The sequence below is a fragment of the Psychrobacillus sp. FSL K6-2836 genome (assembly GCF_038003085.1).
Lineage (GTDB): Bacteria > Bacillota > Bacilli > Bacillales_A > Planococcaceae > Psychrobacillus.
Map to the genome: position 1 here is coordinate 2,356,666 of NZ_JBBOOM010000001.1, position 15,334 is coordinate 2,371,999.

16 protein-coding genes and 1 other annotated feature are annotated in these 15,334 nt (G+C 39.5%); all 16 genes read left to right on the forward strand.

The window, feature by feature from the left end; all coding sequences use genetic code 11:
* The gene (locus MKY37_RS11060) at positions 1-546 is read left to right on the forward strand and encodes a UvrB/UvrC motif-containing protein (protein WP_340777001.1); all 546 of its coding nucleotides are present in this window, start codon (positions 1-3) and stop codon (positions 544-546) included.
* Entirely contained in the window at positions 536-1,630 is a 1,095-nt protein-coding gene (locus MKY37_RS11065; protein ID WP_340777004.1) for a protein arginine kinase, read from the forward strand. The genes MKY37_RS11060 and MKY37_RS11065 overlap by 11 nt, the downstream gene beginning before the upstream one ends.
* Complete coding sequence (locus MKY37_RS11070) at positions 1,627-4,074, forward strand: ATP-dependent Clp protease ATP-binding subunit (RefSeq protein WP_340777005.1); 2,448 nt, start codon at positions 1,627-1,629, stop codon at positions 4,072-4,074. Before MKY37_RS11065 ends, MKY37_RS11070 begins: the two co-directional genes overlap by 4 nt.
* A gap of 262 nt (positions 4,075-4,336) precedes the next feature.
* Complete coding sequence (gene radA, locus MKY37_RS11075) at positions 4,337-5,707, forward strand: DNA repair protein RadA (protein WP_340777007.1); 1,371 nt, start codon at positions 4,337-4,339, stop codon at positions 5,705-5,707.
* Positions 5,708-5,985: 278 nt separating this feature from the next.
* Positions 5,986-7,074, forward strand: coding sequence for a PIN/TRAM domain-containing protein (locus MKY37_RS11080; RefSeq protein WP_340777010.1), 1,089 nt, complete (start codon positions 5,986-5,988; stop codon positions 7,072-7,074).
* Between the two features lie 66 nt (positions 7,075-7,140).
* Entirely contained in the window at positions 7,141-7,833 is a 693-nt protein-coding gene (ispD, locus tag MKY37_RS11085) for a 2-C-methyl-D-erythritol 4-phosphate cytidylyltransferase (protein ID WP_340777012.1), read from the forward strand.
* A gap of 1 nt (position 7,834) precedes the next feature.
* Complete coding sequence (gene ispF, locus MKY37_RS11090) at positions 7,835-8,314, forward strand: 2-C-methyl-D-erythritol 2,4-cyclodiphosphate synthase (protein ID WP_340777015.1); 480 nt, start codon at positions 7,835-7,837, stop codon at positions 8,312-8,314.
* A 270-nt stretch (positions 8,315-8,584) separates the two neighbouring features.
* Positions 8,585-10,048: a glutamate--tRNA ligase gene (gltX, locus tag MKY37_RS11095; RefSeq protein ID WP_340777016.1), complete on the forward strand. Its 1,464-nt coding sequence runs from the start codon at positions 8,585-8,587 to the stop codon at positions 10,046-10,048.
* Between the two features lie 60 nt (positions 10,049-10,108).
* Positions 10,109-10,328, forward strand: a binding site (T-box leader).
* Between the two features lie 56 nt (positions 10,329-10,384).
* Positions 10,385-11,041: a serine O-acetyltransferase gene (cysE, locus tag MKY37_RS11100; RefSeq protein WP_340777019.1), complete on the forward strand. Its 657-nt coding sequence runs from the start codon at positions 10,385-10,387 to the stop codon at positions 11,039-11,041.
* A complete protein-coding gene (gene cysS, locus MKY37_RS11105; RefSeq protein WP_340777023.1) occupies positions 11,038-12,438 on the forward strand; it encodes a cysteine--tRNA ligase in 1,401 nt (466 codons plus the stop codon). Before cysE ends, cysS begins: the two co-directional genes overlap by 4 nt.
* A gap of 4 nt (positions 12,439-12,442) precedes the next feature.
* On the forward strand, positions 12,443-12,862 hold the full coding sequence (locus MKY37_RS11110) for a Mini-ribonuclease 3 (RefSeq protein ID WP_340777025.1): 420 nt from the start codon (positions 12,443-12,445) through the stop codon (positions 12,860-12,862).
* Positions 12,863-13,633, forward strand: a complete 771-nt coding sequence (rlmB, locus tag MKY37_RS11115) for a 23S rRNA (guanosine(2251)-2'-O)-methyltransferase RlmB (RefSeq protein ID WP_340777028.1) — start codon at positions 12,863-12,865, stop codon at positions 13,631-13,633.
* A 4-nt stretch (positions 13,634-13,637) separates the two neighbouring features.
* Complete coding sequence (locus MKY37_RS11120) at positions 13,638-14,147, forward strand: NYN domain-containing protein (protein WP_340777031.1); 510 nt, start codon at positions 13,638-13,640, stop codon at positions 14,145-14,147.
* A 59-nt stretch (positions 14,148-14,206) separates the two neighbouring features.
* On the forward strand, positions 14,207-14,857 hold the full coding sequence (gene sigH / locus MKY37_RS11125; protein ID WP_340777033.1) for an RNA polymerase sporulation sigma factor SigH: 651 nt from the start codon (positions 14,207-14,209) through the stop codon (positions 14,855-14,857).
* A gap of 75 nt (positions 14,858-14,932) precedes the next feature.
* Positions 14,933-15,082 carry a 50S ribosomal protein L33 gene (gene rpmG, locus MKY37_RS11130; RefSeq protein ID WP_340779908.1) on the forward strand — a complete coding sequence of 50 codons (150 nt, stop codon included), beginning with the start codon at positions 14,933-14,935 and terminating at the stop codon, positions 15,080-15,082.
* Positions 15,083-15,119: 37 nt separating this feature from the next.
* Positions 15,120-15,305: a preprotein translocase subunit SecE gene (gene secE, locus MKY37_RS11135; RefSeq protein ID WP_340777036.1), complete on the forward strand. Its 186-nt coding sequence runs from the start codon at positions 15,120-15,122 to the stop codon at positions 15,303-15,305.
* The last annotated feature ends 29 nt before the right edge of the window (positions 15,306-15,334 follow it).

Consider the following 15,334-nt stretch of genomic DNA (forward strand, 5'->3'; position numbering starts at 1 on the left):
GTGATTTGTGAAAATTGTAAGCAAAGACCGGCGAAAGTAACGGTTACCCAAGTGCATAATGGTGAACACTTTGAAAGACATTATTGTGAAGTCTGTGCAAATAGCCTCCACCCGTTTTACGTAGAGTACAAACAAGATCCATTATCTCTGCATCAGCTATTATCGAACTGGTTCAGTCAAACAGAACAACAACCAATGCAACAAAAACAACAAAAAAATACGATAGCATGCGATGAATGTGGATGGTCAATTCAGCGGTTTTTAGACGAAGGGAAATTTGGTTGTGCAAATTGCTACAACAGTTTCCGTCCACAGTTACCTAACGTATTTAAGAGGCTTCATAATGGAAATATGAAGCATATTGGAAAGGCTCCAGGTGCGCTAGGGGAAAAAATTGCTATAAAAAAACGTATAGAAGCGATTCGCTCTCAAATGAAAGATGCAATTGACACTGAGAGTTTTGAGGAAGCCGCAAAGCTGAGAGATGAAGCCAGAGATTTGGAAAGTCAACTTTCTACAGGAGGTGACCAAACTGATGTCAATTGAACATTTTTTAGACAACTCAATTTCTAGTTGGATGGCAGGCGTTGGAAAGCATTCGGATATTGTTATGAGTACAAGAATACGTTTAGCTCGAAATCTGAATGGCTATCGTTTTCCTTTAGCATTTACAGAAGACGAGGCGCATAAAATTGACCAATCTGTTTCCGCCACTTTGCTGGACGCGAGTGACGAACTGCAGATGCAATTTTCTTCTATTCATATAAAGGATGTATCCGAACTAAGTCGCCAGGTGTTAGTGGAAAAACATTTAATCAGTCCAAAGCTTGCTAACTCACCTATGACAGGCTCGGTTTTATTATCAAATGATGAGTCTGTTAGTGTGATGGTCAATGAAGAGGATCATATTCGTATACAATGCCTTTTTCCGGGGCTTCAAATTCAAGAAGCCTATGCGCAGGCAGATGTGTTAGATCGTGTTTTAGATAAGGAATTATCATATGCGTTCGACGAGCAGTTTGGGTACTTAACAAGCTGCCCTACCAATACAGGTACAGGTTTGCGTGCATCTGTAATGATGCATTTACCTGCATTAACGATGACGAAGCAAATGAACAGAATTGTTACGATCATTTCAAGGTTAGGAATGGTTGTTAGAGGAATCTACGGAGAAGGTAGTGAAGCGCTCGGTAATGTATACCAAGTGTCCAACCAAACCACACTTGGTAAGTCAGAAGAAGACATACTTGCTGATCTTCAAAGTATTACCGAACAAATTATTCAAAAAGAAAGAGAAGCGCGGGATGCACTTCTAAAGCATTCAGCCAATACACTAGAAGACCGACTATATCGATCTTTAGGAACTTTATCATTTGCTCGTATTATGGCGACAGATGAAGCGGCAAGATGCCTATCAGATGTTCGATTAGGAATAGATATAGGACTCATAGAAGATGTCGATGTGTCTATCTTGAATGAATGTATGGTATTTATGCAACCAGGATTTCTGCAAAAATATGCAGGAACTTCATTGAATACCTCCGAGCGGGATATGTTTCGCGCGAAGTTATTAAGGGAACGATTGCAAAAAGAGGAAAAACAGAAAACAAAAGGAGAGGAATCTGAATGATGTTTAATCGTTTTACACAAAGATCTCAAAAAGTATTACAACTAGCACAAGAAGAAGCTATTCGCTTAAAGCATGAGTCTATAGGAACAGAACATATATTACTTGGTCTTATCCGAGAAGGTAGTGGAATTGCTGCAAAAGCATTAGAAGCAATAGAAGTAGACCTAAAAGTAATCGAAGCAGGGATCGAGGAACTAGTAGGAGCAGGTAAAGAAGAAGTTGGACCAATTGTTAACTACACACCTCGTGCGAAAAAGGTGATTGAACTTTCAGTAGATGAGTCTCGAAAATTAGGGCACTCTTACATTGGAACAGAGCATCTATTGCTCGCGTTGATCCGTGAAGGAGAAGGTGTTGCTGCTCGTGTTCTAAATAATGCGGGAGTAAGTTTAAACAAAGCTCGTCAACAAGTTCTTCAATTATTAGGAAGCACAGAGCAAGCGCATGGTAATGGAAACAATGGAGCTGCTCCAGCTAGTACACCAACACTAGATGGTCTAGCTCGTGATTTAACGCAAATTGCAAGAGAAGGCACATTAGATCCTGTAATCGGTCGCAGTAAAGAAATTACAAGAGTAATTGAAATCTTGGCTCGTCGTACAAAAAACAACCCTGTTCTAATCGGAGAGCCGGGTGTTGGTAAAACGGCTATTGCAGAAGGGCTTGCACAACAAATCGTACAAAATGAAGTACCGGAAATCCTACGTGATAAACGAGTAATGACGCTTGATATGGGTACAGTTGTTGCTGGCACAAAATATCGTGGAGAATTTGAAGATCGATTGAAAAAAGTGATGGATGAAATTCGCCAAGCAGGCAATGTTATCTTATTCATTGATGAACTTCACACATTAATTGGCGCTGGTGGCGCAGAGGGTGCGATCGATGCTTCGAATATTTTGAAGCCAGCTCTTGCTCGTGGAGAAATTCAATGTATTGGTGCGACAACGCTGGATGAGTATAGGAAATATATAGAAAAAGATGCAGCACTTGAGCGTCGTTTCCAACCAATTCAAGTAGATGAACCTTCAGTAGACGAAGCGATCCAAATTATTTACGGTTTACGTGATCGTTATGAAGCGCATCATCGTGTGAAAATTACAGATGCAGCTGTAGAAGCTGCCGTGAAAATGTCAGATCGTTATATTTCTGATCGTTTCTTACCGGATAAAGCAATCGATTTAATAGATGAAGCGGGATCTAAAGTACGTTTACGTTCGTATACAACACCTCCTAATTTAAAAGAATTAGAAGTAAAGCTAGAAGCTATCCGATCTGAGAAGAATGCTGCTGTTCAAAGTCAGGAATTTGAGAAAGCTGCATCATTCCGTGATAAAGAACAAAAGCTTAAAGATGAACTAGAAAAAATGAAAAACAATTGGAAAGAAAAGCAAGGAAAAGAAGAGTCAGAAGTAACAATAGAAGATATAGCGGCGGTTGTGTCTATGTGGACCGGAGTACCAGTCTCTAGGCTGGCACAAACAGAATCTGAGAAGCTATTAAAACTGGAAGATAAATTACACGAAAGAGTTATTGGTCAAAGTGAAGCAGTGGATGCAATTTCAAGAGCTATTCGTCGTGCTCGTGCGGGACTAAAAGATCCAAAACGTCCTATTGGCTCCTTTATCTTCTTAGGGCCTACCGGTGTAGGGAAAACTGAGCTTGCTCGTGCTTTAGCAGAAGTGATGTTCGGAGACGAGGATGCGATGATTCGAGTAGATATGTCTGAGTACATGGAAAAACATTCAACTTCTCGTCTAGTTGGTTCTCCTCCGGGATACGTAGGGTTTGATGACGGCGGACAATTGACAGAAAAAGTACGTCGTAAACCATACTCTGTTATCTTATTAGATGAAATTGAAAAAGCACACCCAGACGTCTTTAATATTCTCCTTCAAGTATTAGAGGATGGACGATTAACAGACTCTAAGGGTCGCACAGTAGATTTCCGTAATACGGTAGTCATCATGACATCCAATGTAGGTGCGGATGCACTTAAGTTCAATAAATACGTTGGATTTAACCTACAAGAAGGTGGCAAAACAGACTATAAAGATATGAAAGGCAAAATGCTAGAAGAATTGAAAAAAGCATTCCGCCCAGAATTCTTAAACCGTCTTGATGAAATGATTGTGTTCCATTCTCTTGAAAGAGACCATTTAAAACAAATTGTCTCACTGATGACAGAGCAATTAGCAAAACGTTTGAAAGAGCAAGGTATTGAATTAGAAATCACAGAAGCAGCACAAGATAAGATTACAACTGAAGGATATGAGCCAGAGTATGGCGCTCGTCCTCTACGTCGTGCGATACAAAAACATGTAGAAGATCGACTTTCCGAAGAGCTACTTAAAGGGGAAGTATTAGATGGGCAACATGTAATATTTGATGTAGAAGATAATGAATTCGTGGTTCGCACAAAAGCTTTAGTGACAGAAGGTTAATATAGCGGGCATTCCGAAAAAGATTCCGGAATGCCCTTTTTAACTGTCTAGCTCCAGGATCTGTGCTTTACTTAAAGATAAGAAAGTATATAAAAATGTACCGTGAACACTTTTTTCGAGGAACTTTAAAGAATGAGTAATCCTGTAATTTCCGTTACAACGCACTTTCATGTTTCGAAGCTAGCGTATGTTGGAAACAGGTTTTGAACTAAAGGACTGGGCGTCGTCTTTTGCCTGGTTTTCTTATTACATAGGAGGTATTATGGCTAAAAAGAAAACAAAATTTATGTGTAACTCATGTGGATATGAATCCGCTAAATGGATGGGAAGATGCCCAGGATGCGGAGAGTGGAATACGCTGGTAGAGGAAACTGAAATAGTTTCCAAAGGTCCGAAACGTTCCTTCCAGCATTCAGATGGCGTAGTGCAGAAGGCTACCCCCATTATTTCAGTAGTAACAGCTGAAGAACCACGGGTGACAACAGACTTTGCTGAATTGAATCGTGTTCTTGGTGGGGGCATTGTACCAGGATCATTAGTATTAATAGGTGGAGATCCGGGTATAGGAAAGTCTACTCTTCTTTTACAGGTTTCGGCTTTACTTGCCAATAAAGGAGAGCGAGTGCTATATATTTCGGGTGAGGAATCCATCCGTCAGACAAAACTTCGTGCAGAACGTTTAGGGGTTACCTCAGCTGAGCTTTATATCTACGCTGAAACCAATTTAGAACTAATCAATGAAACTATTGAGAGTGTAGAACCTAAATTTGTCATTGTGGATTCTATTCAAACTGTTCATCACCCAGAAGTAACTAGTGCCCCAGGGAGTGTATCACAAGTTCGAGAATGTACAGCCGAGCTTATGCGAATAGCCAAAACGAAAAACGTAGCAATTTTTTTAGTGGGTCATGTAACAAAAGAAGGTCAAATTGCAGGTCCGCGTATACTGGAACATATGGTAGACACCGTTTTGTACTTTGAAGGAGAACGTCACCATACGTATCGTATTTTAAGATCTCAGAAAAATCGTTTTGGCTCTACGAATGAAATCGCCATTTTTGAAATGATTCAATCTGGATTAAAAGAAGTACTTAACCCTTCTGAATTATTTTTGCAGGAGCGATCTCATGGGGCTGCAGGTTCTGCAATTGTTGCCTCAATGGAAGGTACCAGACCTATTTTAGTAGAAATTCAAGCACTAGTGACTCAATCTAGCTTTAATTATCCAAAACGAATGGCTACTGGAATTGATCAAAATCGTGTTTCATTACTAATGGCAGTACTGGAAAAGAGAATGGGATTGCTACTTCAAACGCAAGATGCTTATATAAAAGTTGCAGGTGGAGTAAAATTAGACGAACCTGCGATCGATTTAGCCGTCCTAGTAAGTATCGTCTCTAGTTTCCGGGATACAGGGGTTACACCAACAGACTGTTTTATCGGTGAAATCGGTTTAACTGGAGAAGTTAGAAGGGTGTCTAGGATTGAACAGCGTGTGCAAGAGGCTGCCAAGCTTGGCTTTAAAAGAGCAATTGTTCCAGCATCTAATTTAGGTGGTTGGGATTATCCAAAAGGAATTCAAATTATAGGGATTGAAACAGTTAACCAAGCAATGAAAGAGGCATTTTCGTAAGAAATAGGAGGACAAATTCTTCTAGCTCCAGCGCCTGTCAAGGCTGAAACAGGCGCTAGTGCTTTTCTTATTTTCTAGCTCCGGTGCCCAGCCCCTCGAGTCGTTTCAGAATGCCGGACAAAGGCAAAGGACGCCTTTATCTTCATTCTTTCAAGCTTACTCCTGCGCAAAGTTCGTTGCTAAAGAACATTGTCGGGGCTTGAGTGGGTACCTGCTCTTTTCTGATTAGACTTATTGTGAAAGATGGAAGTATAATAAAATAAATGGAGGTGGCATACTTGTTAAAATGGATTATTCAAATTGCGTTTGTTTTAATAGGTGGAACATTGGGGTTGCTATTCTTACCGCACTTATACGAGCTTTTTAATTTATCTAACAACCCTTGGATTCACAATCCGTATGTATCTGTTTTAGTTGGAGCCATTTTGTTATACGTGGCTGCATTATTTATGACTGACTACTTAGTTAACTTTATCAAGTGGATGGAAGAGCGATTATTAAAAGCGCCCATTGGAGATTTGCTATTCGGAACGCTTGGTCTGGTTACTGGGTTAATCGTTGCCTTTTTCCTTGGTTCTGCGTTTAATAATATCGCTATACTGGGTATTGGATCGGTTGTACAGGTGCTATTGTCTATTGTTTTGGGATACTTAGGTTTCCAAGTCGGTTTTAAAAAACGTGATGAACTGCTTCAAGTTTTTACTCCTTCTAAACAGAATAGTAGCAAAAAGAAAACAGAGGACGAGGATAACCAAGAATTGAGTCTAGGAACTTATAAATTGTTAGATACAAGTGTTATTATCGATGGTCGTATAGCCGATATTTCGGTAACTGGATTTATCGAAGGAGTTCTTGTCGTTCCTCAATTTGTTCTGACGGAGTTACAGCATATTGCCGATTCCTCGGATACGCTTAAAAGAACGAGGGGGCGCCGGGGGTTAGATGTACTGAAGAAACTACAAACAGAGCGAGCTTCTGCTGTGTTAATCGTGGAAGAAGACTTCGAGGATATCCAAGAGGTAGATTTAAAGTTAGTTCGTCTAGCTAAAAAGATGAATGGAATCGTTGTAACGAATGATTTCAATCTAAACAAAGTTTGTGACCTGCATCAAGTGCGTGTTTTGAACATTAATGACTTAGCAAATGCGGTAAAGCCGGTCGTTATTCCCGGGGAAATAATGCATGTTGTCGTTATTAAAGATGGTAAAGAACACAATCAGGGTGTCGCATATTTAGATGATGGAACGATGATCGTTGTGGAAGGTGGTAAGGCATATATTGGACAGGCGATAAACGTAGAAGTGACAAGTGTGCTTCAAACGTCGGCCGGTCGAATGATATTTGCAAAACCACAAGACTCGAAATAATGAAGAAGGGTTGTTTCCTTTGCAAAAGGAATACGCCCTTTTTCTGTGTGATGGAGGTTCAATAGCATGATATATACTGTTTTATTGCCAGCTGCAGGCAGTGGGAAACGAATGGGTGCTGGTCAAAATAAGTTATTTTTAGAACTACGTAATATTCCTATTTTGATACATACTTTACGAGTATTTGACAGTGATCCGAATTGTGAGCAAATAGTATTAGCTGTGAAGAAAGAGGAAAAAATACTTATTGAACAGCTGCTAAAAGAATATTGCATTACGAAGGTCGCTGCAATAGCAGAAGGTGGAGACGAGCGCCAGCATAGTGTATATGCAGCTTTAAAGGCTGTTACATCTGAAGGGATCGTACTCGTTCATGATGCTGCAAGACCGTTTATTCATCAGGAAGTAATACAACAATTAGTGGAAGTTGCAACTGCCACTGGAGCAGCAGTTGCGGCAGTTCGGGCAAAAGATACAATGAAAAAAGTAGAAAATGGTATAATCCAAGAAACAGTCAATCGAGAGAGCTTGTGGATTATTCAAACACCTCAAGCATTCCGGTATACATTACTAGAAAAAGCAGAAAGATTAGCGGAAGCGGAAAATTTTCTTGGAACAGATGAAGCGATGCTTGTAGAAAGATTAGGAGAGCCTGTTCATATTGTTGAAAGTACTTATGATAATGTGAAAATGACAACGAGGGAAGATCTTCTATACGGAGAGGTTATATTAAATAAGCGGGAGCAGGAGGAACAATAATATGATGCGAATTGGACAAGGATTCGATGTACATGAATTTGCGGATAATCGTCCGTTAATTATAGGGGGGATTGAAATCCCTTACGAACGAGGGCTAATTGGTCACTCAGATGCAGATGTACTGCTACATACAATTACAGATGCGGCTTTAGGCGCTATTGGAGAAGGGGATATTGGCAGACATTTCCCAGATACAGACCCAGATTTTAAAGATGCAGATTCGGCAAAGCTACTAGAGCATATTTGGAAGCTGGTAGACGCTCAAGGTTATAAGTTAGGGAATATCGATTGTACAATTATCGCACAAAAGCCAAAAATGGCACCGCATATCGAAACAATTCGAGCGCGCGTAGCAGAGTTACTTCAGGCGGATGTATCGCAGGTTAATGTGAAAGCTACAACAACGGAAAGACTTGGATTTACTGGTCGTGAAGAAGGAATAGCATCGATGGCGACAATATTGCTTCTTAAGAAAGACTAACTTTAAAAAACATATAAGCAATGGTAGAATGAATAAAGTTTACACTTAATTCAGCAAAAGTTAAATTCAAACCCTTGCCTATTTAAGTGAAGCCTCCGGCGGATGGCACAGACTTTGTAGGGAGTATTAGAATGATGTTAGCCTAAAATCGTCGCATCCATGGTACAACGGCTAACTGACCTGCATCATGCAGGCCTAAGCTCAATTCAACATCTGGACACAAATACACCAAGGCTAATTTGATGGAACGAAAACTAGGAGGATATACTTATGACACAAGAAGTTCGCGTACGCTATGCACCAAGTCCAACAGGCTTTTTACATATTGGAGGAGCACGTACAGCATTATTTAACTACTTATATGCAAAGCACCATAATGGTAAATTTATTGTTCGCATTGAAGATACGGATATTGAGCGTAATGTAGAAGGTGGCGAGTTATCGCAACTTGAAAACTTAAAGTGGTTAGGAATCGACTATGATGAGTCTGTAGATATTGGGGGACCTTTTGCACCGTATCGCCAGATGGAGCGTCTAGATATATATACAAAGCATGCAGAAGAAATGTTAGAAAAAGGAAATGCTTATAAATGTTTCTGTTCTTCCGAGGAATTAGAAGCTGAACGTGAAGTACAAAAAGAAAAAGGTATTGCAGCTCCTATGTACAATGGTAAATGCCGTCATTTATCAAAAGAAGAAGTACAAGCAAAAGAAGACGCAGGTCAAGCCTACACGATTCGTATGCGTGTACCGGAAAATGTAACTTATACATTTGAAGACTTAGTTCGTGGATCAGTTACTTTTGAATCTAAAGACGTTGGTGACTGGGTGCTAGTGAAAGCTAATGGGATTCCAACTTACAACTATGCTGTAGTATTAGATGATCACTTTATGGAAATCTCTCATGTATTCCGTGGGGAAGAACATTTATCGAACACACCAAAACAACTAATGGTCTTTGATGCATTCGAATGGGCATGTCCTAAGTACGGTCACATGACATTAATCATCAATGAAAATCGTAAAAAGCTTTCGAAACGTGATGAGTCGATCATTCAATTCGTTACACAGTACAAGGATCTTGGGTATTTACCAGAAGCGATGTTTAACTTCTTTGCATTATTAGGATGGTCTCCAGAAGGAGAAGATGAAATCTTCACCAAAGAGGAATTCATTCAAAACTTTGATGTATCACGTCTTTCTAAATCACCATCGATGTTCGACAAACAAAAACTTACATGGATGAACAACCAATATATTAAACAGCTACCACTTGAAAAAGTAGTAGAGCTTGCATTGCCACATTTACAAAAAGCAGATCTACTTCCGGCTGAATTATCAGAAGACGAACTTACGTGGGCAACAAAGCTAATTGCTCTTTATCATGAGCAAATGAGTTTTGGTGCTGAAATCGTTGAGTTATCTTCATTATTCTTCGATCATGAAATTGCATATACTGAAGAAGCGTCAGAAGTGTTGGCTGGGGAGCAGGTTCCTGATGTAATGGCTGCATTTAAAGTACAACTAGAGGGATTAGAAATCTTTGAGGCGACTGAGATTAAAGCTGCCATTAAAGCAGTGCAAAAAGAAACAGGTCATAAAGGGAAAAATCTGTTCATGCCAATTCGTGTAGTAACAACTGGTCAAATGCACGGGCCAGAGTTAGCTGATGCTATCAGCTTAATCGGGAAAGATAAAGTAATTGCTCGCGTTGCCAAATTTGCAAAACAATAAGATTGACTTTCCGCTTACAAGGTGTGAAAATGGTGATACAAATTCGAAACTGAAATAAATAACCAAGCGAAGACGAGGAGAAGTAAGTAACGCACGTTCTTTAGAGAGGACCATCACCGGCTGAAAGTGGTCTGAACCCATGAGTTACTGAAATGCACCTCTAAGTGTCATGCCGAACTTTTAAGTAGGCTGAACGTATCATCTGCGTTAAAGATGCAAAGTGGGGGAAGTATTCGTATTTTTCCAATCAGAGTGGAACCGCGCTTATTGCGTCTCTGTCTATATATTTATAGACAGAGACTTTTTTTATGGAGAAAAATGAAGGGGGGCAATCTTGTGTTCGAACGAATGAAAGAAGATATTGCAGTGGTATTTGAACAAGATCCAGCAGCAAATAGCAAGCTAGAGGTGGTATTAACATACGCAGGCCTACATGCAATTTGGAGTCACCGAATTGCACACGCATTCTTTAAAAAGAAATTCTTTTTCTTAGCACGTGCCATTTCACAAGTTAGTAGATTTTTTACAGGTATCGAAATTCACCCTGGGGCGACAATTGGGCGACGCTTTTTTATCGACCATGGCTCTGGAGTAGTTATTGGGGAAACCTGTGAAATCGGCGATGATTGCACGATCTACCAAGGTGTCACACTAGGTGGTACCGGAAAAGAAAAAGGGAAGAGACATCCCACTCTTCATAATAATGTGCTAATTGCTACTGGAGCAAAAGTATTAGGATCGATAACAATTGGTGAAAATAGTAAAGTTGGAGCAGGATCAGTTGTATTAAAAGATGTACCTACTAATTCAACTGTTGTTGGCATTCCAGGTGTAGTCGTAATTCAAGATGGTATAAAAGTGAAGCGAAATCTCGATCATCAGGACCTGCCTGATCCGTTTACTGATCGATGTAAACAAATGGAAGCTAAAATAGAAGAGCTTTATAAAGAAATCGACCACTTAACGAAAGAAAAGGAGAGAAATTGGTCATGACAATCCAAATTTTTAATACATTAAAGCGCGAAAAAGAACCGTTTATCCCACTTGAAGAAGGTAAGGTCAAAATGTATGTATGTGGACCAACTGTTTACAATTATATTCATATAGGAAATGCTCGACCTGTAATTGTATATGATACTGTAAGAAAGTATCTACAATATCGTGGGTATGACGTGACATACGTTTCTAACTTCACAGATGTGGATGACAAAATTATTAAAGCGGCCAACGAACTGGGAGAAGAGGTCTCAGAGCTTACGGAACGTTTTATCAACGCTTATTTTGCAGACGTAGAGGCACTTGGTTGCAATCGAGCAGATTCACATCCCCGTGTAACGGATCACATGGATCAAATTATTGAATTTATAAAAATATTAGAGGAAAAAGGGTATGCATACGAATCCCAAGGAGACGTATATTACCGCACGAGAAAATTTGATGGATATGGCAAGCTTTCTCATCAATCTGTAGACGACTTAAAAGTCGGTGCGCGTATTGAAACTGGGGTAAAGAAAGAGGATGCCCTCGATTTTGCACTTTGGAAAGCTGCAAAACCCGGAGAAATATTCTGGGAAAGCCCTTGGGGACAAGGGCGTCCAGGGTGGCATATTGAATGCTCCGTGATGGCTCGCGAAATACTAGGAGATACTATTGATATTCACGCAGGAGGACAGGATTTAACTTTCCCTCACCATGAAAATGAAATTGCTCAGTCAGAAGCAAGAACTGGTAAGACATTCGCAAGATATTGGATGCATAATGGATATATAAATATAGACAATGAAAAAATGTCGAAATCACTCGGAAATTTTGTGTTGGTGAATGATATTCGTCAGCAAATTGATCCTCAAGTATTGCGTCTTTTCATGCTAAGTGTTCACTATCGCAACCCGATTAACTATTCAAAGGAATTGGTGGAGCAGGCAGAGGCAGGTTTAGACCGTATAAGAACTGCTTATGATAACTTAGTTCATCGCTTAGATACCACTGCAAATTTAGGAGACCATGATGATATTTGGTTACAAAAAATTGCAGATGTAAAAGTACAATTTGAAATCGCGATGGATGATGACTTCAATACAGCGAATGGAATTGCGGCTATTTTTGAATTGTCGAAACTTGCGAATACGTATTTACAAGAAAAACAAACCTCTAAAGCTATATTGAAACAATTTATAACTGTAATGGATACATTAACGGCTGTAATAGGGTTAACGTTTGCTAAAGAAAAAGAAGTATTGGATGAAGAAATTGATGCATTGATCGAAGAACGCAATCAGGCAAGAAAGGATCGTAACTTTGCTCGTGCCGATGAAATTAGAGATCAATTAAAAGAGTTAAACATTATTTTGGAAGATACTGCGCAGGGTATCCGATGGAAAAGAGGATAAACTTGTGGAAAATTTAAAACTATCAGATGTAAAACAACTAAATTCTTTGGCACTTGCCTATATGGGTGATGCCGTTTTCGAACAAGTCGTTCGGGAACACCTCATCCGCTCTGGGCGAGTTCGACCAAATATTTTGCACAAAGAAGCTACTAACTATGTATCCGCAAAAGCGCAAGCGACGATTGTAAAGGAAATGCTAGATAAGGGATTTTTATCAGAAGAGGAACAAGCAATCCTTCGAAGAGGGCGTAATGCTAAGTCAGGATCAGTCCCAAAAAATACAGATGTCATTACTTATCATCATAGTACTGCGTTTGAAGCGGTCGTTGGGAGTCTATACTTGAGTGGACAAATGGAGCGTTTGCAAGAAGTGTTACATTTTTCGATTAACTTTATCGATGAACAGAAAGGTGCGAAAAAGTAAATGACAGAGAAAAATGATCAAACAGAGCAAACTGGAGAGCTTATAGCAGGGAAAAATCCTGTAGTTGAAGCCCTTCGTGCGGGCAGAGATATGAACAAAGTTTGGCTTGCTGAAGGCATTCAAAAAAGCGGCGTATCTGAAATTATTCAACTAGCCAAAGACGCTGGGATAATCGTACAGTTCGTACCTAAAAAGAAGCTAGATAACTTAACAGATGCGAATCATCAGGGGATAGTCGCATCTGTTGCTGCATACCGTTATGCGGAATTAGACGAATTATTTGAGCTAGCAGCAAGCAAACAAGAGGATCCTCTTTTTATTATTTTAGATGAACTTGAGGACCCTCATAATCTTGGTTCTATCATGCGAACTGCAGATGCGGTAGGGGCGCATGGAATTATTATTCCGAAAAGAAGAGCGGTCGGCCTAACAGCGGTAGTTGCAAAAGCATCCACGGGAGCAATTGAACATATTCCGGTCTACCGTGCGGGTAATTTAGCACAAACAGTTGATGAGCTTAAAGAACGTGGTATTTGGATTGCTGGAACGGATGCGGAGAAGTCTACTGATTATCGAAATATGGATGCGACACTTCCACTTGCCCTTATTATTGGTAGTGAAGGAAAAGGAATGAGTCGACTGTTAAAAGAAAAATGTGATTTTCTTTACTATTTGCCAATGGTCGGTCATGTTACGAGTCTAAATGCGTCTGTTGCAGCCTCCGTTTTGTTATATGAAATATGGCGCGTAAGAAATCCGCTAAAAGGATAAGAAGATGCAAATTCTACTTGTCGATGGATATAATATCATCGGCGCATGGAGCGAGTTAAGGAAGTTAAAAGAAGTGAAATTACTAGAAGCTAGAGACCGCTTGATCGAGCTGATGGCAGAATACAAAGCATATACAGGTGTTCGAGTGATTGTGGTCTTTGATGCGCACTTAGTACCTGGTGTTGAAAATAAAAAGAAACAATATAACGTAGAAGTTATTTATACGAGAAAAAATGAAATTGCAGATGAACGCATTGAAAAATTGACGAAAGAATTGAGTAGTAGAAGAGTCCAAATATACGTAGCTACATCCGATTTGACCGAGCAACGAGTTATATTTGGTCAAGGGGCTTTACGAAAATCGGCAAGAGAACTGGAAATTGAGATGTTGTCGATTTCCTCCAAAATAACAAAAAAAGTGAAAAGTATTCAGGATGATAAACCCGCTTCTAATATCCCATTAACAACAGAAATTGCAGAAATTTTCGAAAAATGGCGAAGAGGAATGAAATGATTCATTGACGCTATAAAATTCCTTCCTGTATAATTGGAATAATATTCTTGTTAGCTGAGGTGACATCATTGGAAGAGACAGAGCAGAATCTACAATTGGATAGTTTACTAGATGAAGAGCTTGTAGAGATGGTTCATCAAGGAAACACTGAAGCGCTAGACTTTTTAATAACAAAATACCGTTCTTTTGTCCGTATGAAGGGAAGATCATACTTTTTAATAGGGGCTGATAAGGAAGACATTCTCCAGGAAGGAATGATCGGATTGTATAAGGCGATTCGGGATTTTAAAGAAGAGAAACTTGCTTCTTTTCGAGCGTTTGCCGAATTATGTATCACTCGACAAATAATAACCGCTATTAAAACAGCAACTCGTCAAAAACATATTCCGCTAAATTCCTATGTATCATTGGACAAACCTATATACGACGAGGAATCCGATCGAACATTGATGGATATGATTGCTGGTACGGTTATAGATGACCCGGAAGAACTAATCATTAATCGAGAAGACTTTGATTACATGGAGGGCAAGATGGCTGAAATACTAAGTGAGTTGGAACAACAAGTACTCGCCTTATACTTAGATGGCCAATCTTATCAAGAAATTTCCGAAGAATTGAATCGTCATGTAAAATCGATCGACAATGCATTACAACGAGTGAAGCGAAAACTAGAACGCTATATGGAGATTGGTAGTAATTATGCATAACTGGGATTTTGTTGACATGGATTGCGTAAGGTGATAATCTTGAAAAAGACGTATACGCATAAAAAAGGTGATAATATGGCAAAGAAGATCGTCTTAAGTTGTGCCCAGTGTGGCAACCGCAATTACACGGTTCCTGCATCTAAAGAGAATATAACAATCCGAATTGAACGTAAAAAGTATTGTGCACATTGCAATGAGCATACACTTCATAAACAAACGTTATGAAAATAAGATAGATTTTTTGTGTGGGGGTTTAGCTAAAATGGCTAATGTTGGTGGGTTTTTCAAAAATGTAATGACTGAAATGAGAAAAGTAAGTTGGCCTAGACGTAAAGAGCTTACTAAATACACTGTAATTGTACTTGCTACTGTTGTAGTAATGGCTGTATTTTTTGCTGTAGTTGATTTAGGTGTCTCTGAATTGTTCCGTTGGTATTTAGCGTTATAATAAGTAGCATGTAAATATTTGAAAATAGC